Source organism: Thalassospira sp. GB04J01 (genome assembly GCF_000751115.1).
Classification (GTDB): Bacteria; Pseudomonadota; Alphaproteobacteria; order Rhodospirillales; family Thalassospiraceae; genus Thalassospira; species Thalassospira lucentensis.
This window is the reverse complement of record NZ_CCDX020000015.1, coordinates 129781-150895: the sequence shown is the minus strand read 5'-3', so window position 1 is coordinate 150895 and position 21115 is coordinate 129781. Positions and strand designations below refer to the sequence as shown.

Annotated in this window: 22 protein-coding genes and 2 tRNA genes; 13 read left to right on the top strand and 11 right to left on the bottom strand. The window is 52.8% G+C overall.

From position 1 onward, the window contains the following. Positions 1 to 211: 211 nt before the first annotated feature. On the top strand, positions 212 to 1375 hold the full coding sequence (locus tag AMM48_RS16465; RefSeq protein WP_102784929.1) for an alpha-hydroxy acid oxidase: 1164 nt from the start codon (positions 212 to 214) through the stop codon (positions 1373 to 1375). 192 nt (positions 1376 to 1567) lie between these two features. Here the strand turns inward: AMM48_RS16465 and rpsI are convergent, their stop codons facing one another. The 5 genes from rpsI to AMM48_RS16440 form a co-directional block, all read right to left on the bottom strand. After that, positions 1568 to 2059 carry a 30S ribosomal protein S9 gene (gene rpsI / locus AMM48_RS16460; RefSeq protein ID WP_102784928.1) on the bottom strand — a complete coding sequence of 164 codons (492 nt, stop codon included), beginning with the start codon at positions 2057 to 2059 and terminating at the stop codon, positions 1568 to 1570. After that, entirely contained in the window at positions 2059 to 2526 is a 468-nt protein-coding gene (rplM, locus tag AMM48_RS16455; RefSeq protein ID WP_022730486.1) for a 50S ribosomal protein L13, read from the bottom strand. Before rplM ends, rpsI begins: the two co-directional genes overlap by 1 nt. Positions 2527 to 2687: 161 nt before the next feature. Then, entirely contained in the window at positions 2688 to 3131 is a 444-nt protein-coding gene (locus AMM48_RS16450; protein WP_102784927.1) for a PaaI family thioesterase, read from the bottom strand. A 149-nt stretch (positions 3132 to 3280) separates the two neighbouring features. Beyond that, positions 3281 to 3568, bottom strand: a complete 288-nt coding sequence (locus AMM48_RS16445) for a hypothetical protein (protein WP_022730484.1) — start codon at positions 3566 to 3568, stop codon at positions 3281 to 3283. A gap of 336 nt (positions 3569 to 3904) precedes the next feature. Then, entirely contained in the window at positions 3905 to 4783 is an 879-nt protein-coding gene (locus AMM48_RS16440) for a hypothetical protein (protein WP_102784926.1), read from the bottom strand. 150 nt (positions 4784 to 4933) lie between these two features. Here AMM48_RS16440 and AMM48_RS16435 point away from each other — a divergent pair, with 150 nt between their 5' ends. Then, the gene (locus AMM48_RS16435) at positions 4934 to 5728 is read left to right on the top strand and encodes an enoyl-CoA hydratase (protein ID WP_102784925.1); all 795 of its coding nucleotides are present in this window, start codon (positions 4934 to 4936) and stop codon (positions 5726 to 5728) included. Between the two features lie 65 nt (positions 5729 to 5793). Continuing rightward, complete coding sequence (locus tag AMM48_RS16430; RefSeq protein ID WP_102784924.1) at positions 5794 to 6429, top strand: LysE family translocator; 636 nt, start codon at positions 5794 to 5796, stop codon at positions 6427 to 6429. On the opposite strand, the gene AMM48_RS16425 is transcribed toward AMM48_RS16430, so the two are convergent. Beyond that, positions 6401 to 7282: a protein-methionine-sulfoxide reductase heme-binding subunit MsrQ gene (locus AMM48_RS16425; protein ID WP_102784923.1), complete on the bottom strand. Its 882-nt coding sequence runs from the start codon at positions 7280 to 7282 to the stop codon at positions 6401 to 6403. The genes AMM48_RS16430 and AMM48_RS16425 overlap by 29 nt on opposite strands. A gap of 212 nt (positions 7283 to 7494) precedes the next feature. On the opposite strand from AMM48_RS16425, the gene AMM48_RS16420 reads away from it, so the two are divergent. Further along, the gene (locus tag AMM48_RS16420; RefSeq protein ID WP_102784922.1) at positions 7495 to 7938 is read left to right on the top strand and encodes a CoA-binding protein; all 444 of its coding nucleotides are present in this window, start codon (positions 7495 to 7497) and stop codon (positions 7936 to 7938) included. 91 nt (positions 7939 to 8029) lie between these two features. Here AMM48_RS16420 and AMM48_RS16415 read toward each other — a convergent pair whose 3' ends face one another. Together AMM48_RS16415 and AMM48_RS16410 are read right to left on the bottom strand one after the other, a co-directional pair. Next, complete coding sequence (locus AMM48_RS16415) at positions 8030 to 8671, bottom strand: hypothetical protein (protein WP_102784921.1); 642 nt, start codon at positions 8669 to 8671, stop codon at positions 8030 to 8032. A 173-nt stretch (positions 8672 to 8844) separates the two neighbouring features. Further along, a complete protein-coding gene (locus AMM48_RS16410) occupies positions 8845 to 9744 on the bottom strand; it encodes an OmpA family protein (RefSeq protein ID WP_101304594.1) in 900 nt (299 codons plus the stop codon). A gap of 226 nt (positions 9745 to 9970) precedes the next feature. On the opposite strand from AMM48_RS16410, the gene AMM48_RS16405 reads away from it, so the two are divergent. From AMM48_RS16405 to AMM48_RS16395, 3 genes are all read left to right on the top strand, one after another. Beyond that, a complete protein-coding gene (locus AMM48_RS16405; RefSeq protein WP_102784920.1) occupies positions 9971 to 10987 on the top strand; it encodes a mechanosensitive ion channel domain-containing protein in 1017 nt (338 codons plus the stop codon). A 191-nt stretch (positions 10988 to 11178) separates the two neighbouring features. Continuing rightward, on the top strand, positions 11179 to 11760 hold the full coding sequence (locus AMM48_RS16400; RefSeq protein ID WP_102784919.1) for a DJ-1/PfpI family protein: 582 nt from the start codon (positions 11179 to 11181) through the stop codon (positions 11758 to 11760). Between the two features lie 117 nt (positions 11761 to 11877). Then, the gene (locus tag AMM48_RS16395; RefSeq protein ID WP_102784918.1) at positions 11878 to 12192 is read left to right on the top strand and encodes a ribbon-helix-helix domain-containing protein; all 315 of its coding nucleotides are present in this window, start codon (positions 11878 to 11880) and stop codon (positions 12190 to 12192) included. Positions 12193 to 12220: 28 nt separating this feature from the next. On the opposite strand, the gene AMM48_RS16390 is transcribed toward AMM48_RS16395, so the two are convergent. The 3 genes from AMM48_RS16390 to pyk all read right to left on the bottom strand — a co-directional run bounded on the left by AMM48_RS16390 (position 12221) and on the right by pyk (position 16504). Continuing rightward, positions 12221 to 13171 carry a hypothetical protein gene (locus AMM48_RS16390; protein ID WP_102784917.1) on the bottom strand — a complete coding sequence of 317 codons (951 nt, stop codon included), beginning with the start codon at positions 13169 to 13171 and terminating at the stop codon, positions 12221 to 12223. Between the two features lie 5 nt (positions 13172 to 13176). Further along, positions 13177 to 14682, bottom strand: a complete 1506-nt coding sequence (locus tag AMM48_RS16385; protein WP_102784916.1) for a DUF2336 domain-containing protein — start codon at positions 14680 to 14682, stop codon at positions 13177 to 13179. Between the two features lie 406 nt (positions 14683 to 15088). After that, positions 15089 to 16504 carry a pyruvate kinase gene (gene pyk / locus AMM48_RS16380; protein ID WP_022730470.1) on the bottom strand — a complete coding sequence of 472 codons (1416 nt, stop codon included), beginning with the start codon at positions 16502 to 16504 and terminating at the stop codon, positions 15089 to 15091. Positions 16505 to 16790: 286 nt separating this feature from the next. Between pyk and AMM48_RS16375 the strand changes: the two genes are divergently transcribed. The 6 genes from AMM48_RS16375 to AMM48_RS16350 all read left to right on the top strand — a co-directional run bounded on the left by AMM48_RS16375 (position 16791) and on the right by AMM48_RS16350 (position 21101). Continuing rightward, positions 16791 to 17264: a dCMP deaminase family protein gene (locus AMM48_RS16375; RefSeq protein ID WP_022730469.1), complete on the top strand. Its 474-nt coding sequence runs from the start codon at positions 16791 to 16793 to the stop codon at positions 17262 to 17264. A gap of 280 nt (positions 17265 to 17544) precedes the next feature. Further along, complete coding sequence (locus AMM48_RS16370; RefSeq protein WP_101304589.1) at positions 17545 to 18033, top strand: response regulator; 489 nt, start codon at positions 17545 to 17547, stop codon at positions 18031 to 18033. A gap of 3 nt (positions 18034 to 18036) precedes the next feature. Then, entirely contained in the window at positions 18037 to 18591 is a 555-nt protein-coding gene (locus AMM48_RS16365; RefSeq protein WP_101304588.1) for a transcriptional regulator, read from the top strand. Between the two features lie 221 nt (positions 18592 to 18812). Beyond that, positions 18813 to 18889 (top strand) — tRNA-Asp (locus tag AMM48_RS16360). 181 nt (positions 18890 to 19070) lie between these two features. After that, positions 19071 to 19147: transfer RNA gene (locus tag AMM48_RS16355), tRNA-Asp, on the top strand. A 364-nt stretch (positions 19148 to 19511) separates the two neighbouring features. Beyond that, positions 19512 to 21101, top strand: coding sequence for an ABC transporter substrate-binding protein (locus tag AMM48_RS16350; protein ID WP_102784915.1), 1590 nt, complete (start codon positions 19512 to 19514; stop codon positions 21099 to 21101). Positions 21102 to 21115: the final 14 nt, after the last annotated feature.

Sequence of the window (21115 nt, the reverse complement as noted above, 5' to 3'; positions counted from 1 at the left end):
TAAATTCAGAAATTATCTCTTTGAACTTTTGTTCTTATCACAACCTGCAGAATTTCCGATCCTTGTTTTTAAAATTCTTTCCCAACAAGAACATCGTCCTGTTTCCAGCATGCGAAAACGGTCAGCAAGAAGCTGATTTTCAATTCGGTTTGCGATAACCTATGAAACTGGTATTACCATTACCGAGCATATTTTATTCGGAGTTGACCTCATGCCAGTGATTACCTGCGTCGAAGACCTGAAACGTATCTATAAACGGCGCGCGCCGCGCATGTTCTACGATTACGCAGAATCCGGAAGCTGGACCGAGCAGACATTCCGTGAAAACACGACTGACTTTCAGGATATTCACCTGCGTCAGCGGGTGGCAATGAATATGGCCGGACGGTCAACCCAAAGCCAGATGATCGGCCAGGATGTCTCTATGCCTGTCGCGCTTGCGCCTGTCGGACTGACCGGAATGCAATGTGCAGACGGCGAGATAAAGGCCGCCCGTGCGGCTGAAAAGTTCGGTGTACCCTACACTTTGTCGACCATGTCGATCTGCTCAATCGAAGATGTCGCCGAACATACGTCCAGCCCATTCTGGCTGCAGGTTTACACGCTCAAAGATGACGACTTCATGCAGCGCCTGTTTGACCGGGCGAAAGCGGCCAAGTGCTCGGCAGCTGTCATCACGGTGGATCTTCAGATGCTGGGACAGCGACACAAGGATTTGAAAAACGGTTTGTCAGCCCCGCCCAAATTGACCGCGAAATCCGTCGCGAACATGATGACAAAGGTGCAGTGGGGCCTGGGCATGCTTGGCACCAAGCGACGTTTCTTTGGCAATATTGTCGGACACGCCAAGGGTGTTGGCGACCCTTCATCCCTGAGCACATGGACGGCAGAATCTTTCGACCAATCACTTGATTGGGACCGTATCCGCGAGTTCCGGAAAATGTGGGATGGACCGTTGATCATCAAGGGGATCATTGATCCACGCGATGCGCTGGAGGCGCTGAATGTCGGTGCAGATGCCATCATCGTGTCCAACCATGGCGGACGCCAGCTGGATGGCGCTTTATCCTCCATTCGCGCATTGCCCGCCATCATGGACGCCGTCGGCGACAAGATTGAGGTCCATCTCGATAGTGGAATTCGCTCTGGCCAAGATGTTCTAAAGGCACTCGCCCTGGGCGCAAAGGGCACCTATATCGGCCGGGCATACATCTATGGTCTGGGTGCGATGGGCGAAGCCGGCGTGACCAAGTCGCTTGAGCTTATCCACAAGGAACTTGAAGTTTCCATGGCGCTTTGCGGACACACTGACGTGACCAAGGTGGATCGCGACATTCTGATGGTCCCGCGCGATTTTTCTGACCGCTGGCAATAGCGCAGCAGACACTGTTACGTCTATCAGCATGAAACAAAAAAGCGGCGTCTTTCACCTGAAAAGACGCCGCTTTTTAAATGGTTTTGCGAACAGGCACAATCAAGACCGAATGCCCCGCCAACAAACAGAAAAAGCGCCACTCGAAAGTGACGCTTTTCCAATGAAATGTTGGGCGTGCTGCCCGGAAACGAATTAACGTTTCGAGAACTGGAAGCTACGACGAGCTTTAGCACGACCGTATTTTTTACGTTCGACTGCACGTGAGTCACGGGTCAGGAACCCACCAGCTTTAAGCGACGGACGCAGTGCCGGCTCATAAGTGATCAGTGCACGTGAAATACCGTGACGAACCGCACCGGCCTGACCAGAAAGGCCACCACCGTTTACGGTGCAAACAACGTCAAACTGATCTTTACGATCGGTGACGGTGAACGGCTGGTTGATCACCATGCGCAGAACCGGACGACCGAAGTAATCTTCGAATTCGCGGCCATTGACGGTGACTTTGCCTGAGCCCGGTTTAATCCAGACACGTGCAATTGCGTTCTTACGACGGCCAGTTGCATAGGAACGGCCCTGTGCGTCGATCTTTGGTTCCGGCAGGGTGCCTTCTGCAGCTGCAGAAACGGTTTCGCCGCCCTGTGCCAGATCCTTGAGATCTTCAAGAGTTTTAGTTTCGGCCATTACTTAGCACTCCGCTTATTCTTTTCGTTCATAGCCGCAACGTCGAGGACTTCCGGCTTCTGAGCGTCATGCGGATGCTCGGTGCCTGCATAGACGTGCAACTTGGAAAGAACCTGGCTGCGCAGCGGGCCACGGGACATCATACGCTCAACAGCTTTGATGATCACGCGTTCCGGATGCTCACCGTTCAGGAGCTTGTCCATGGTGCGTTCTTTGATACCGCCCGGATAACCGGTGTGCCAATAGAACTTCTTGTTCTGAAGTTTACGGCCGGTAAGTTTGATTTTTTCAGCATTGACGATGACGATATGATCGCCACAATCCATGTGCGGAGTAAACATCGCTTTGTGCTTACCACGAAGACGATTGGCAACAACAGCAGCAAGGCGGCCAAGGACGACGTCTTGGGCGTCGACCACGAACCATTTGCGCTCAATGTCGCTCGGTGTCGCAGAGAAGGTTTTCATTATTTCTATACTCGAAAACTGGGTTCCACGGAGGGAATGGTCCCTCGTTGAAAGTCGGCGCATTATGCCAGTATTCAACAGGAAAACAACAGGAATATTTCGTTTAAAATCAATAACTTAAATAACGCGGTATTATTTTACCACACGATTTTATCCGGTTTTTACGCCGGTGGCATGGCATAGGTGCCGATGACATGCGCGCACAGGCTGTCATCGACCACAGACCTTATATGGCATTCCGCAATCAAAAGCCGCCTGCCCGCCTTAAGGATTTTGGCCTCGGCAATCAAATCGCCGGGCTTGGCCCCGGACAGGAAATGCACCGTCGCCTCGGTCGTTACCGCCAGATCGGCCTTGGGCACGACCAGCCACGCCACGGCATAAAGCGCAATATCGGCCAGCGCAAAAATCGCCGGGCCGGTCACGACATTGCCCGGTCGTAAATACCGTTCGTTAAACGGCAAACGCAACGTGGCGGTGTCATCGGTCAACCGTTCAGTGATCACCCCCATGTCCCCGACAAACGGTACTTTTTCACGCATAATGGCATCGAAATCGGCAGGCGTGATACCGGAACCTGCCTGAACCGTCTGGGTGTGGGTCATTGGGTCGTCTCCCTGCTGCGCTGTCTTGCTTGATACAGCATCTTTCATCATCAACCGGAAGACTGACATAACGTTTACGTTAACGTCAATATTTACAGACACGCATTGCCCAACCTACGACCAAAGCACAACGCCCATTCGACGTTGCGTTAATCCATCACAATACGGGCCATATCGGTATAGATCGTGGCAACAACACACAGAATGACAATCGCAACAATTGATGTTGCCCCAATCTTTGGAAGGTTGGCGCGCATCCATTCCCCCACCGACATCGACGGTCCGGTGTTCCGGTTACGCCGAAATCGGGCCCGGATCGGTCCACGCGTAACATCGACCACAGGTTTATCGACTTCATCATTGGATGCCCAATGATGGCGGTTTTCGGGAAGATATACCGGACGGCGGTCTTCCTGACCTTTTACATCACTTGTCATAGCGACTTTACAGCGTCACACGCTGCCTCCGAACCAAGGGTTAACTCGCCCCCTCATCCCGGCCAAATTGTTTAGGCGGCCCGGATCACGAATGTTCACACATCCCCGCCCCATAATGTCCCAAGATCGCACGTAGTCTTTTTATATGGCAGGCTTTTCAGATGATCATCAGTCCATGCCCCAAACATGCCTGACCTCTGCCACTGATGTTACGGCCCATCGACAACATTGATTGCCCAATGGGTCAACCGCCCATGCCAAATATCTTTCTTCGGCGCGGAACGGTTTAATATTCTATGACTGTATATGGTAATTACGGCAGGCAATGGGCAGTGTTTACTTAGCCAAAATCGCCGAGAACTGATTAAGCGTCAGAACCAGAACATAGCCAATACCAACAGCCGCAACCATATAGGCCGCGATCTTTGGCAGGACCTTGTTCCAGTTGATCGGTGCACCACCAGCAGATTTCCGCTTGGACCGCCGTGTCCCTGATTTGGGTTTTGCCGCACCGGCCCCGGTCATGCCGGATGTATTTTTACCCCCATCACGCGCCACCCAACTGGACGAATTATCTGGCAGATCAATCCGCGATTTTGTTTCTTCGGCCGATTTAAGATCATCCACCCGCCCCTTGATCGGGGCATCGTCGCCCCGCATGTGATCAAGCAATGTCGAGCCACCATCCAGACTGTCGATATAATCCTGATAGGCGTTGTTTTCGCCCCCCGCCTGCGCATCGCCAACAGCACCGCCGTTTGCGGGTACTGCCTGATGAAGCTTTTGCGCCACACCACCCTGTACATGAACATGGCGCGATGGTTTGGCAGTTGATGCATTGCTGGCGGCTTTGGCCGGTGCAAGCGGTGCGTTGTTCACCTTGGCCAGCGGGGCTGGCTTCGGGCCTGTCATAACGTGGCTGTGAACGTCGCGCACTTCATCCGGGTCAATTTCAGGGATATTCCCCTCTTCGTCTTCGCTGACTGGGGGTTTGGGCATAAGATACGCGGGCACATCAAATCCGTTGCGCAACAAACGTGCACGGGCATCGGCGCGATACCGGTCAAGATCGCGCTCCATTGCGTCTTTCCGGTCAAAACGCTTGATCGGTGTTGCAGCCACCGGCGTTTTGGGCCTGCGGGTTTCGATAATGGTCTTGGTCGTCACAAAACGACCTGGGGCCCGCCCCGGCTTACGCATTTGATCTTTGCTCATCCACAGCCACTCGCCTGATATGGCAGCAAGCCACCCCAAAATGGCGTCCTGCAGGGTTTTATTTTTTTCCTGTTACGTGCAATTCTACTACGACAATATGTATAAGAAAATAAGAATTACCGCTTGAATGCGGTTGAAGGGAGTACACCAATGGTTGATGAACGCATCGAAACGCCACTAGCCACCCGACACGATCAAGACGGTGTTGCCACCGTAACCCTGACCAACCCGGGACGCAGAAACGCGCTTTCCTGTGCGATGATGAAATCCTTGCACGATATTTTCGACGCCATCGCCACAGATCGCGATATCCGCTGCGTTATTCTGGCCGCCGAAGGACCGGTCTTTTGTGCTGGTCATGACTTAAAGGAAATGAACGGGATTTCGGACTGCGACAAACACGCCGCCCTGTTTTCCCAATGCAGTGATTTGATGATGCGGATCGTCACCCTGCCCCAACCGGTCATTGCCAAGGTACATGGCATGGCGACCGCGGCTGGATGCCAGCTTGTCGCCAGTTGCGACCTTGCAGTTGCCGGCACATCGGCCAAATTCGCCACACCGGGGGTCAATATCGGGTTGTTTTGTTCAACCCCGATGGTCGCACTCAGCCGCAATATCGCGCGCAAACATGCCATGCGCATGTTGCTGACCGGTGATCCGATCCCTGCCGAAACGGCCTTTTCCATGGGTTTGGTGTCGGATGTCACCGACGACGCCGACCTTGACGATGCCACGACAAAACTGGCGCACGGCATTGCCGAACGGTCGGGCATGACGGTGCAAACCGGCAAGCAGGCCTTTTACAAGCAACTCGAAATGCCGCTTTCGGACGCGTATTCTTATGCATCCGCCGTCATGACCGGCAACATGCAAAAACACGATGCCCGCGAAGGTATCGGGGCGTTCGTCGAAAAACGCCATCCGACATGGCGCCATGAATAACCGATCCCTCATTACCAGATAAGAATACCCAATCTTTCAATATTCCAGCATTGCGGAGTTTCGATATGTCGATTGAAATCTGGCTTGCCTATGTTGTGGCCTGTTCCATTGTTTTGGCCATTCCCGGCCCGACCATCATGCTTGTGGTAAGTTATGCCTTGGGCAAGGGCCGCCAGACGGCATGGGCAACGGTTCCTGGCGTGGCACTGGGCGATTTAACCGCCATGACCGTATCACTTGCCGGTGCGGGTGCGCTGCTTGCAACCTCGGCCGATGCTTTTACCGTGTTGAAACTTTGTGGCGCGGGGTATCTGATTTATCTTGGGATCAAGATGTGGCGGGAAAACCCGGGCCTGCTTGAAGACAACGCCGACGCCAAGCGCAACCGGCCATCGCGGATGTTTTTGCAGGCTTATATCGTGACCGCACTCAACCCCAAGGGCATCGTATTCTTCATCGCCTTTGTGCCGCAGTTCGTCACCGCAAGCAGCCCGGTCTTGCCGCAGTTCATCATCATGACGACGACCTTTGTCATTCTGGCGGCGGTAAATGTAACGATTTGGGCGGTGATGGCATCGGCCTTACGGGAACGGTTTCGCAATCCTGCTGCCATGCGCCGCCTGACCCGCACCGGTGGTGCCGTGATGATCGGGGCTGGTCTTTTGACCGCCCTTACCCGCCGCGCGAGTGCTGCGGTTTAAGCCGCACACTGGCCATCACATTTGCGATCACGGTGCGCGCAGCACCATCGCGTCCAAACTGACAGACAACGATCATGAAAAGCCCGGTCAGGAAAACAGTCCAGGCCGGGCGCATCGGCCACATCCATTCAAGATTGGCGGCAAACACGCGATCTGCTGGAACGCCGGTTGCAAGTGCGTACCACGCATATTCAATACCCGCCGTTGCCAATCCGGCTACCACGGATACGGCAAGAAGCGGCATAAAACTGCGCAAGGACCACCCGCGCCAATGCGCAAAGCGATAAAGCATAAGCGCAACAAAGAACCCGGCCATCAGGGTCGCTTCGCTGACGTCGATCTTTGACTGCATAAAGAAATGCAGTGCGCCCAAAATGGCGATACCATAGCTTGCCTTGTGCAGGCGCGACCAGTTGGCCCCAAGCTTGCGCATGGCAGCCTTTGTCGATGTCGCAGCAAGGATCGACAGCCCGACAACCGCAGCAAACCCGATGGTCAGATAAATCCGCAAGAAAATCTCGCTTACGATTTTGCCAAGATCAAGATTCTGGCTGATCGCATAAAGCGACAGATGAACCATCACATAGACAAATGCCGCAACACCGATCTGGCGACGCACTTGCACCAGTTTTGAAAAACGTGTGATCCGGCGAAGCGGCGTAATCAATAGTGATATCAACAGTATCCGGATCGTCCAATCACCGCTTTCAAGGATGGCTTCCTTGACCGGAATGGTCGCGCCACCTTCAATCACAACCGGCCACAGCAACATGATGCCCGGCACAAGAAGGGCCACAAAGACTGTAAGCTTAAAGAACGAAAAGCGCCCCGAAGGATCAAGCCAAGGATACATGCAATAGATGTCCGTCAAAATGAACTGATAAGTCACACAACCGCTTTTTAGAGCGCGCGTCACCTAAACTCGCTTTCAACTTTCCGCGAGGCCCCCGCGATCCATGATCACGTCACCGACCCGAACACTCGTTGTTGCCTGCCAGTTGCCAAGCGGAAAATATCATATACCTTCAAGGCAGTGATACATTTAACAAACAGCGGATGTGAGAGATGACCGAATTTTCAAATCCGGATGATGGCGGTGTAAAAACACTGCTATCGAACACAAAAACCATCGCCCTTGTCGGTGCTAGTCCAAAGCCGGAACGCCCATCCAACGGGGTTTTAAAGTTCCTTCTTGATCGCGGATATCACGTTATCCCCGTCAACCCCGGGCAGGCCGGACACCAAATTCACGGGCAGACGGTTGTGGCACAGCTTTCAGACATCAATGAACCGGTCGATATGGTCGATATTTTCCGCAACAGTGATGACGCGGCTGGTGTTATCGACGAGGCCATCGCGATTGGGGCAAAATCGGTCTGGATGCAGCTTGGTGTGATCAATGTGCCTGCTGCCGATAAGGCGGTTGATGCGGGACTGGTTGCTGTCATGAACCGCTGCCCGGCGATTGAAATACCCCGCCTGTTCGCCGCCGATTGGCACGTCAGCTAAGCCATATTGCCGTAAATCGCAAATCGACAAACAAAAAGGCACCGGGAATTCCGGTGCCTTATATTTTTGATGTCACGGGTGTCGGGAGGTATTAACCTCGCCCGCATTTCAACAGCAATTCAGGCATCAAACCCTGATTGCCCATAAACACAGACTGGACAGCACTTGTAACGGTATAGGTGGTGGTCTGTTCGTCAACCAGCGGGTCATACAGGCCCGATGTCTCAAGAACCAGTGACATCACACCATCACGCTTGATCCGAAGGGCTGCGAAACCATTGGCGTATTCACTGCGCGCGCATTCTTTACCAAGAATCTGATCAAAATTTCCGACCAGTGCATAGCGCGGGTTTTCCATCAGATGGTCGCGCTTGACAACCGATGACGCCTTAAGACCTACTTTGGGGATGTATTTGCCGAACCGGGTTTGTGATTGAACAATATAGCCATCCGGGAAATAGACCGCGACGTCTTCTGCCAGCAAGATGCGATCACCGATAACCTGACCGGATCGCAGCAATGCTTTGATGCGTTTACCCGGGATTTCGCCAGAAAATGCGTTAAACCGCAGGAACTTTCCGTCACCGCGCTGATCAGCAAAATATTTCTCAAAGGGCATAACCGGCGTAACGTCAGCAGATTGCGCAACCCGCGGAGAAACAACCGCCATCATCGCCATGCCCAACACGGCACAGCATACACGTCGAGAAAAGACCAACTTCAAGGCCCCCATTATACGTCCCCGCCTTTAGCTCTTTGGTATAAATCTACAGCAGACATTATGCAGATTAGCGCCAATTTCAACTGCAATTACGCCAAAAAGTTTTTGTTTCCCAAAACCACATACAAAAACAACGAGGTGGCACTATGCCACCTCGTTGCCGAAGATTTGGTAAACGTCGTCGATTAGTCGACGGAGATCGTCACACGACGGTTACGCGGCTCACGAACACCATCCGGAGTCGGGATAAGGAGTTCACCCTCACCAACCGCATCGGTGTCAACAGAGTCGCCTTTAATGCCGCGACCGGTCAACTCGTTCAGTGCTGCCGAAGCACGACGCTCGGACAGTTTCAAGTTGTAGGCTGCTGCACCAGAAGAATCGGCGTGACCAACAACATTGATGGTGCCCATGCTCTGTGCCCACTGCTCAGCAGCGGCATCAAGAACACGTTCGGAAACCGGCGTGATCGCAACGCTGTCAAAATCGAAGAAGATTGTGAACAGACGGCTTTCTTTCGGCGCGACTGCAGCAACCGGAGTTGCCATTTCTTCTTTACGAAGTTCAGCCATCGCTGCTTCGAAATCTTTCCAGCACTGGCTGATCAAGTCGTTCTGCCAGCCTTCTTCACTTTCTTCGATCCAGCAATCAAAACGCGCCTGCGCGATTGCTGCGGTCTCAGGTTTTTCTTCACGTTTGCCGTCGTCCAAAAGTGCGATCAGCTCATCACGAACTGCACGTTTCTGGGCGATTTCTTCATCAGAGAAACGCCAGTTGGCCGGATCTTCAGGAAGAAGTGTTTCGTTTTCTGCAACTTTGCCTGCTTTCTTGGCAAAGAAATCAGCATCGAAGAAGTCATACCATTCATCAGCTTCACGCTGCGCATAGGCAATGTATTCTGCCTTAAGCGCCTTGCCAAAGCTGGTTGATGGCTCTTGACCAGAAATCGCGCTGGAAACAGAGTTACCATAGGTCAGTGGGTTACCACCGTAGGCAACCGCAGTGCCTGAGTTATCGACACTGCTACAAGCGCTCAGCATTGCAACACCGCCGAGAGCGAAAAGAACGGAAGAACGAAACTGCATGTCTTACCCCTGTCGTTTAGGTTGTTATTAGATTAGCAATATATCACCAAAGATGGTTATATTATGACGTAAAACGCACGAAAACACGATCTGTTCCATAGCGATAGTTACATTTCGGTGTTGTTGGCCACTTTTCAACAGCTGCTAAACCTGTATTGTTAAGTATCTCATACAAACGTATGAGTAGCAATCAATACAACCATGACACGGAGCGGACGAGGTTCATATGCTTGAAACCGATGTTGCAACGATCACAGAAGCGCTGAAATCCTTCGCTTTGGGCTTCGGCCTGGATATTCTGGGCGCAATCATTCTTCTTATCGCCGGCTGGTGGGTCGCAGGGCGTGCCTCGGCACTTGTCCGCCACTCACTCAAGAACGCCAAATTTGTCGACTCAACATTAAAACCACTGGCCGCAAGCATCGCGCGCTACACGGTTTTAATCTTTGTTCTCATCGCCGTTCTGTCGAACTTCGGTGTGCAAACTGCAAGTATCATCGCCGTACTCGGTGCCGCCGGTCTGGCCATTGGTCTGGCCCTGCAAGGGACACTGTCAAATATCGCCGCTGGCGTTATGATCCTTGTGCTGCGCCCGCTTAAGGTTGATGAGTTTGTCGAGGCTGGCTCTGTTTCGGGAACCGTTGTTGAAATCACGCTGTTCACGACCTTGCTAAAAACGCCGGACGGCGTCTTTATCTCGGCCCCGAATTCGCAGATCTGGAATAGTGCGATCAAAAACTATTCGCGCAACCCGACCCGCCGCCTCGACATCAAGGTCGGTATTGCCTATGACGATGACGTTGATGCCGCACTTGAATTCCTTAAAAAACTTGTGGCATCCGATCCGCGCGTTCTCAAAGACCCCGAACCCATGAGCTTCGTCGCCACACTTGGTGAAAGCTCGGTTGATCTAACCGCACGTGGCTGGGTCGCAACGACAGACTTCTGGCCGACCTTCTTTGATCTGACTCGCAAATCCAAAACCGAACTCGAAGCCGCGGGCTTCTCCATTCCCTTCCCGCAGCGTGATTTGCACATCAAAGAAACCGCAGAAACAGCAAGCGTTGCCAAGGCAACAGCAAAACCGGCTTCAAAACCAGCGGCGAAACCCGCTGCTGCCAAGGCTCCGGCAAAAAAGCCAGCAACCCGGTCACGCGCCAGCACGGCAAAAACCGCGACCAAGTCTGCGGCCAAACCGGCAAGCAAGGCACCAGCTTCGAAAACAGATACCTCGAACAGCTGACACGCCGACAAAAAGACTTTCGACTGAAAAGAGGCCCGATCGGGCCTCTTTTTTTTATGCACAGAAGCCTGACGATCCGCCAATGGATTGTGTTACCCGTTGCGCATAAACAACGTAGTATCCCGCTGTTACCCGCGCGCCCGTAAACAGGCCTATAGTTATGGGATCAAAAACCCGCGGGAGGATAAAAAATGTCTGCAAAGAAAATTCTAATGATCGTTGGCGACTTTGCCGAGGATTACGAAACCATGGTTCCGTTCCAGACCTTGTTGGCCGTTGGCCACAACGTCGATACGGTCTGCCCGGATAAAAAGGCTGGGGACACGATATCAACCGCCATCCATGACTTTGAAGGCGATCAGACCTACACCGAAAAACCCGGCCATAAATTTGCACTCAATGCCGACTTTGCGGCCGCTCGTGCTGAAAACTATGACGCCGTTGTCATCCCCGGCGGTCGTGCACCGGAATATCTACGCCTGAACGAAGATGTCATTCGACTTGTGCGCGACTTTAACGACGCCAAGAAACCGATTGCAGCTGTCTGTCATGGCGCACAGCTTCTTGCGGCAGCAGACATCCTCAAAGGTCGCCGTGTATCGGCCTACCCGGCCTGCGCTCCTGAGGTAAAGATGGCCGGTGGCACCTATGCCGATATCGCCATTGATGACGCCTGTGTTGATGGAAACCTAGTGACCGCCCCGGCATGGCCCGCCCACCCTAAATGGATGGCTGCCTTCCTTGTGGTTCTGGGCACCGAAATCAAATTGTGATCGCATGTCGCCCAATCGCTGATTGCGCTTGGGCGACATTTGCCTGACCATGGCCCTGTAAAAAGAAAAGCTGTCGACCCAATATAACCGACAGCACTTTCAGGAAAGGCCATCAATATGTGTCAAATATATTCCGGCACCGAACCCGAACTCTACCAGTGCGTAAGCCGGTCTATTCGGATGAATGGTGTTGTCACCAGCCTGCGCCTTGAATTGCGCTTCTGGCAAATTCTCGATGAAATCGCAGCGGGCGAAGGGTTTAGCACCCCACAATTTTTGGGCAAAATCCATGACGAAGTCTTCACCCAACGCGGTGACATTCCCAATTTCGCATCCTTGATGCGGGTCATCTGTACGGTATATCTGGAAAAACAGGCTGGACTTCACACTGGCCCACACAGTAACGCCGCGGAATCCCGGCTGGTGAGCTAAACGGTATCTATTTGGAAAACAGAAGACTCTAGTTCAGCCAGGACGACAGTTCGCGCGAACTAAACCCGCCGCTGCTCATCATCGGTGGATTAACCGTGCGCTTTAGGGTCTGTTCTACGGGTTTGATGATGCTGTTGCGACGGTGAAGGCCAGCCGCAACACCAAAATCAATTTGCGTGCCTGCCGCCATATCCTTGATCGGACGTGACGCTGCATTTATCGGCGCTTGCGACGCTGGCTGCTTTTGCTTGGCTTCGTAAATCCAGCGCAATTCCTGCTTTAACGTTTGATACTCCGGGGTATCGGGTGCGGAGTTAACCTCGTTAACAATCTGAAGCTTGACCATCTGCGGGAACTGATCAAGACGTTCAAGCAGCATGAACTTGACACTTGGCCGCACTGCATCGGATCGCATCAATTTCATCACCAGACGGCGATATATATCGATGCGCAGATTGCCGTTCGACGCCAGTTCAATAAACTCTTCGACAAATTCACGCGCAACCATCTTACCATCCAAAAGCGCGCGCAGATTTTCGGCCATCGCCCGGCGATAGGATTCACGAATTTCGACAACGTGATTGGATGCGCGCGTGCGCACCAAATGAAATGCTTCCGGGCTAAAGGCATTCTTGGTCAGAAGCTTGGCGCAATCGGCCACCAGTTCGTGCTTGGTCGCATCAGAAACCACTTCAAACACGCCAGTAATCAGTTCCTTGCACTTTGCGTGCGGCCCCATACGAATGGCCGCGGCAAGTGCCATCGGACTTTCCGGGTCACGGGTCGCAATCACTGCCAGTGCAATCGGATCATCATATTGCATCAAGGCCAGATCATTGCTCAGCAAGTGTTCAGGCATCAACAAACGCAGTTGCTTGGCAGCGCCCATCACCGTAAGCGGCTCTCTGCTCTGATAGCTTTCCTTGATGTTGAGCGCGTATTTCAGCCCGTCATAGGAAATGCCGTGATTGTTGCTCATGGCATTCAGTCTCCCTTACGACCCTTGGGCCGACTATCAGAGACCAATCCTTCAATGCCACTTCCCTTGCGGGTCCGGCGGCTTTGTCCGACGCCTTCACGCGGTTTTGCTTCACGCGCGGCTGCATCAGGTTCTTTTTCGACGCGCGGCTTGGATACCGATGGCTTCATATCGTTAAAGAAATCGATATACCAATCCATATCCGTCGTCGCCAGGGCATAGCGCCCGCCCGCGGCCGGACTTTCGATACTGGCTTCCGGAATGCCACTGCTAAGCTGCAAGACAACCGCAGACGGTGCGGTCATGCCCGAACGCCATGCCAATGCGGTGATTGCGCGCGCACTGCCTGAATCAAGAATTTTGGATACAACAACCACCGGCAGCTGGGCATAATGCCCCAGCGCCTGCACCACCAGTGCATCCTCATTGCGCGACAGCGCATCAAGAACATACTGGTCAATTGTCATCTGGGTATTTGACGCGACTTCCTCGCCGTGATCTTCCATCTGGCCATCGGCAATATCAACCATCATGCCATCGACCGGATCATGGGCCGGCATGCGGTTTTCAAACCGCGCCTTTTCGATCCGCTGGCGCACAGATTGGCGCATCGCACGGGCAACTTCGGTCCGCATACGCCCCTGTTCAACCAATGTGTCAAACAGCGACGCCATGATAAAGTGCGCAATCCGGCGTTGTGCCTGCCGCGAAATACGGTTTTGTCCGCCCAACAAATCATTTGCCGGTGCGGCTGGTTTCTTTTCAAGACGCTCGGCAAAATGCGGGGCCAATGCGACAACATTGCGCGGCGTTTCATCAGATGACAGCAGACGGTTCAAAAGACCGCCCTTCTCTTTTTCGGATTTTTGTTCAATCAGACGCGCCTTTGCGGCGGCTTTCTGCTCGGAACGTGCCCGTTCCGAAGCGGTCTGAACAAATTCACCGCGACCGCGCATGACATCAAGGAAATCCGAATCGCTCAGAAGTTCAATATATTCACCAATCGATACCCGGCCAATCGCCTGAATATCCTGACGCAGACGCGTTGCAGCCTGACGGGTCATATAAGGTGTATGGCCAAGTTCCTGATCAATCAGCGCAATGACCTGCGGGCGATAGCAATCGCCCATATTGGCAATGGCCGCTACGAACTCATCAACCATTGTCAATCGTTCGGACGGGCTGACATCGGCAAGATGGCGGCGCAGGCGCCGGGCAACATCCATGCGAACGTCGCTGTCAAAATCCGGTGAGCTGTCTTCATCGTCTTCTGCGTCGACCATTTCCGATGAAAGGCGCGCAGCATGTTCAAGTGCCGAAAGATTGGGAACATCGTCCGTAGGCTGCTTTCGGGGAATCCGGCGCGCCTGTGCGTTGGCCTGATCTGCACCAAAGGCATCAGGTGCAACAGTACGGACCGTTTGTGCAAGGTCACGAAGCTTCGCCGTGGCTTTATCATCAAGCCCCGCGTCACCCGTATTTTTTTGCCGATTGAACATCCAACTCAGCATTGTCGCAGCAATTCCCCTGGTCCCGTGCCTTGCGGCAGGTCGGTGTTAACAAACGCCAACACCCTGATTTTATTATTGTGTCAGCGCAGTTTAAACAGAACTTGGCGCGCTTCACAACCTGACCGATCGTCTATCCTCGGCTCCCCATTTGCAACCATCACATATCATCAGATACATGCCTGATTACCGATCAACTATCGACGGAAAGACTCAAAAAAACATTAACAATACAGAGGCCTATACAACGACAGGCATAAAACCCCACGCCCCGCCACGCCAGACCAGTCTTTCCGGCCTGTTTTAGACCACAGCACGTCCTCGTAGTCCAAAAGCCAGACAAAGAAAAACGGGCGGCCCTGAAAGCCACCCGTTTTGGTAAATCGGCAAACAAACGTCAAAGACGCCGTTAGCTAACCCATGCAATGCGCAGGATGTTGGTTGCACCGGGCGTCCCAAACGGCACACCTGCGGTGATCACCAACGAATCCCCGACCTTGGCGAATTCTTCGCGCTGGGCAACTTCACATGCAATGCCAACCATTTCTGCGAAGTTCGTCGCATCACGGGTAAACACGGCATGCACACCCCAGCACAACGTCATCCGACGTGCGGTCTGGATTTTCGGCGTCAGGCCCAGAATTGGAACTTCCGGACGCTCACGCGCGGCACGAAGCGACGTCGAACCCGACGTGGTATAGGTCACAACAGCCTTGGCACCAATGGTCCCCGCCACCTGACGGGCAGCAGCACTGATGGCATCCGGGGAATTGTGTTCCGGGTCAGGACGATTGGCATCGCGCAGACGATAATAAAGCTCGTCCTCTTCGACCCGGACCATAATACGGTCCATGATCGAGACGGTCTCAAGCGGATATTTGCCCACCGCACTTTCCGCAGACAGCATCACCGCATCGGCACCATCATAAATGGCGGTGGCAACGTCGGATGCTTCGGCACGGGTCGGGGTCGGGTTTGACACCATCGAGTCAAGCATCTGGGTCGCAACAATCACCGGCTTACCGGCTTCGCGGCAAGCCTTGATGATGCGTTTCTGCAAGATCGGCACATCTTCTGGCGGGCATTCGACACCAAGGTCGCCACGGGCAACCATGATGATGTCCGACAGATCAACAATCTCGGCAAGATGCTCAATCGCCTGCGGCTTTTCCAGTTTGGAAACGATGGCCGCACGGCCCTGAATGATTTTGCGTGCTTCGGCAACGTCTTCAGGACGCTGAACGAATGACAGCGCAACAAAATCAACGCCCATTTCCAGACCATAATCAAGATCGATACGGTCTTTTTCGGTCAACGGTGACATCGGCAACATGACGTCAGGCAGGTTAACGCCCTTACGGTTGGACAGCGGTCCACCGGTGATCACGGTACATTCTGCGGATTTGTCATCGCATTTTTCAACACGCATACGCAGCTTGCCATCATCGAGCAAAAGGTTTGCGCCCGGTTTCAGGGCTGCGTAAACCTCGGGATGCGGCAGGGAAACGCGTTTTTTGTCGCCCGGCTTTTTGTCCATGTCGAATTTGAACGTATCACCAGCCGCAAGCTCGATCTGCTCATCGGCAAAGGTCCCGACGCGAATTTTAGGACCCTGAAGGTCCATCAAAACCCCGATCGGACGGCCGAGTTTGGATTCTACAGCGCGGATTGCTTCGAAACGTTTTTGGTGTTCTGCATGTTCACCATGCGAAAAATTCAGCCGGAAAACATCTACACCTGACTTTACGATCTTCTCCAGCATATCTGGATGAGAGCTCGCTGGCCCCAGGGTTGCGATGATTTTCGCCTTACGTTGACGGCGCATCGGCTAATACCTCTTGTTATTTGGGTTACACATGAGCCCTTCCGCTTCGGCCTGCATCTGCGGCGAGGCGTCAAGGCGTCCTGATCTTTTCTGGGGGTATCCCCTTAATAGTCAATAAGCCCCGCTTTGAACAGGGACTTTTCACTAAATGCCTTTACAAAAATGTGATTTTTCACTGGACAATTACAAGGAGCACCTTCTTAAAAGACCTGATAGCATGCGCAGCGCTGCGTAAATGTGACACGCTGATTAATCTGATACACCTTTGGCAACAGGGCCCCTTTTCATGAGCAAATGGCACCATCGCTTTCTTGGTCTTGCGGCACATATCGCAGACTGGTCAAAGGATCGCAGCACGCAGGTTGGTGCGGTTGTCATCGGCCCCAAAAAAGAAATCCGGGCTGTTGGCTATAACGGTTTTCCGCGCGGTGTCGATGACACAGTCGAACGTCGCCATCAACGCCCGGAAAAATACGCCTATACCGAACACGCCGAACGCAACGCCATTTACAATGCCAGTTATACGGGAACATCGCTTGATGGCTGCGCGCTGTATGTGACACATTTTCCCTGCTGCGACTGCGCACGTGCGATCATTCAGGCGGGCATCGCCGAAGTTTTTGTCGACAAAAGCAAACTGACCGACGATTTTCTTGAACGTTGGGAACAGGATATGAAAATTTCGACCGAAATGTTCGAGGAATCGGGCGTTGCCGTACAGGTCATTGATGAAGAAGGCGCAACTGAACCCCTGAAATAAAACAGCCTCCCCCTTTACTCCGGGAACGACAGCCCAATATGATGGGCTGCTCTCTTGGGCACGAGCAAAAACATAAGAAACTGAAACGTCATTTGTTCAATACCTTCAACTGTCTGCGCGTCAGTATTTGTCAGAATTCAGCTCGGTTTTCCGATCTGTTTGCGCTTGCTGGAAACCAGACAAAGGTATAAGGGTTTAAGACCAACAGCACACTAGGGGTTTGGTGCTGTTCCCCTGAACACCGACGCATTTCGTGATGATGCTCAGGAAGCAAGGCTGGATGAACGCAAAAATCGACTTTAGTAAAATCAGTTTTCTGATTGTAGACGGGGATAAGATTTCAGCACAGGTTGTGTATGATACCCTCGCATATCTTGGTGCCAGTCATATTCAGCGGGTTAAGACGCCCAATGACGCCTTTGACGTGCTACGCCGCGAACAGATTGACATTGTTGTCTGCGAATGGCGGCTGCGTGGTATGGACGGGCTGGAATTCCTGGATGTCATGCGCAATTCGACCAACTCACCAAACCGCTTTATCCCCGTGATCATGCTGACCGCACATTCCGAAATGAAGTATGTGACGACAGCACGCGATCTTGGAATTACAGAATTTCTTGCAAAACCCTTCAATGCCAAGGCACTGTATAGTCGCTTGGTTTCGGTCATCGCGCGACCACGACGTTTCATTAATACCGGAACGTATTTTGGTCCCGATAGGCGCCGTAGACAGGTACAATTCGACGGCCCTGACCGAAGGGAACTGTAACGGATGACACATTATGACTGGGGAAGCGGAGCAATCGTGACACCAGAAGAACCGAAGAAAAAGAAAAACGTACAGATCATTCCGGCTCAGACAGACCTGAAGCGGCGTGCTGTGAATTTCGTCAAGGGGTTCGACATTAATTTGTCCCCCGAACAGCTCGAAGAACTCGAAAATGTTGTTCAGCGCAGCACAGAGACCTTTGTGCGCGACGTCGGCAAAGAACTTATGGATTGCCGAAAAATTGTCATCGGCGCGCTGGGCGATAAATCCAGGCGCCCGGAGGCTGTTGCGGCCTGCGGTGACCTTGCCTATTCGGTAAAGGCGCTTGGCGGGACGTTCCAGTATCCCCTGATGACCCAGATTGCAAAATCAATGGAAAGCTTCGTCGCGGACCGCACAACGGCGAACGAAAAACAGCTTCTTGTGTCGCAGCTTCATATTGATTCTCTCTATGTCATTCTGGCAAGCCGCGTCACCGGGTTTGGCACAACTGTGGAACAGGCCACCGTTGCCGCCCTGACCAAACTTGCCGAACGCTATGAACTGCCGCGCGAATAACGATCCTGCGGACAAAGCCATATTGACCGCCCTGACACGCGATCAATCATCTTGCTGCACGCTATAAATAATTGTCTGGACTGGCGCACCAGAAACGGCGAAGGCGCATTTCACGGGCCGGGTTAAACTTTTGCGCGAGACGGTAAAGAAAATTACTTTTCGCACTCAAAAAGCCCTTGCCACAGCGCACAGCCACTTATATAAACCGCGCCACACACCATGCGGGTGTAGCTCAGTTGGTTAGAGCGCCGGCCTGTCACGCCGGAGGCCGCGAGTTCAAGTCTCGTCACTCGCGCCATTCCCTCCCAATGGGAATGAAACAAAAAAGCACCTCGGTTTTACCGCTGGTGCTTTTTTGTTTTTGGCCGATTTCATGCGCCTGATCACACAAAGTGTCGGCGTTGTTTTTCTTTGAAATTTCGGCCAGAAAACACTTGCCAGCAGACAGCGGTATTTATATAAACCGCGCCACACACCGCGCGGGTGTAGCTCAGTTGGTTAGAGCGCCGGCCTGTCACGCCGGAGGCCGCGAGTTCAAGTCTCGTCACTCGCGCCACTCTTTTAAAGAGTATGCAAAAGTCGCTTTTCAAAAGCGGCTTTTTTTGTGTCTGAATCCCCTCTTCCCGGCGGCCCTCATTTTTTGCGTCTGTCCTTTACGGGCCCGAACGCCCGAAATTCACAACCGATACGCGAACACATCTGAATTCACACCGCCATTGCGTGGAATTTAGGCAATCCTGACCGTCTGGTCATTGATTAATCGTATAATTTATGCTCAGCTTCGCGAACAACAGACAACGATCTTGCAGGCCGCCCCACTTTCAGGTGATGTGAATTTTTCAGATACAGTTTCATGCTGGTGTCTGAAACACGCATTGCTCAGGCCTGCTGTCCCACAACAACAAAACGGGAGGCGCATCATGCGCAAATTTATTGCAGGGCTGGTCATGGGGACCGCGCTCATAACTACGCCATTGGCAGCACAGGCAGACACGCCGAAAAACGCGTTGGTCATGGCCTTCGCCATTGATGACATCATCACACTCGATCCGGCACAGATTTTCGAATTTTCCGGTGCCGAATATGCCGGTAACACCTATGACCGTCTGATCGGGTTCGATAATGATGACGTGTCAAAAATCTATGGCGTTCTGGCCGAAAGCTGGGACGTTTCAGAAGATGGTAAAACCTTCACCTTTAAAATGCGTGATGGCGTTGAATTCGCGTCGGGCAATGACCTGACTGCCGAAGATGCCGCCTTCTCGCTGCAACGTGTGATCCTGCTTGATCAGTCCCCGGCCTTTATCCTTGGCCAGTTCGGCCTTACCCCGGACAACGTCAAAGAAAAAATCCGTGCGACCGACGAGTCGACGCTGGTCATGGAACTCGACAAACCTTATGCGCCAAGCTTCGTTCTGTATTGCCTGACCGCAGGTGTCGGTGCAGTGATCGATAAGGAAGAAGTCCTTGCCCACGAAGTCGACGGCGATCTCGGTCACGAGTGGCTGAAAACCAACTATGCCGGCTCCGGCCCGTTCAAACTGAACAAATGGACCGCGGGTCAAAGCCTGAGCCTGACGGCGAACGAAGATTACTGGGATGGCGCACCTGAAATGAAGCGCGTCATCATCCGTAACGTCAAAGAAGCCGCTTCCCAGCAGCTCCTTCTGGAAAAAGGCGATATTGATATTGCCCGTAACCTCGAAGCCGATCAGTTGGCATCGATCAAGGGTGACGACGACATCAAGTTGATGTCAAAGGGTAAAGGTGCGCTTTGGTATCTTGGCCTGTCACAGAAAAACGAATATCTGTCCAATCCGAAGGTCCGCGAAGCCCTGAAATACCTTGTCGATTACAAAGGTATTTCCGAAACCATCCTCGCAGGTCGTTCCCAGATCCATCAGGCATTCCTACCTGAAGGTTTCCTTGGTGCCTATAACGAAAATCCCTATAGCCTGAACATCGAAAAAGCCAAGGAACTGTTGGCCGAAGCAGGCCTTCCCGATGGTTTCAGTGTCACCATGGATACCCGTAACACCACCGCAATCATGGCGATGGCACAGTCGATCCAGGCAACCTGGGCGCAGGCGGGCATCAATCTGGAAATCATTCCGGGCGATGGCAAACAGACGCTGACCAAATACCGCGCACGTCAGCACGATATCTATATCGGTCGCTGGGGCCCGGATTATCAGGATCCGCACACCAATGCATCGACCTTTGCTTGGAATCCGGATAACTCCGACGATGCCGTTGCAAAACCGCTGGCATGGCGTAACGCTTGGGACGCTGGTCCCCTTACGGCTGAAACCGATGCCGCAACCCTTGAACGCGATGATGCGAAACGTGCAGCAATGTATGTCGACCTTCAGAAAAAAGTTCTCGAAAGCGGTCCGTTCGTCGTGATGTTCCAGGAAACTGAAATTGCGTCCATGCGCAAGAATGTGAACAACTTCGTCCTCGGTCCGTCGTTCGATAACAACTATTATCGTTTTGTCACCAAAGACTAAGGAGACAACGGTCG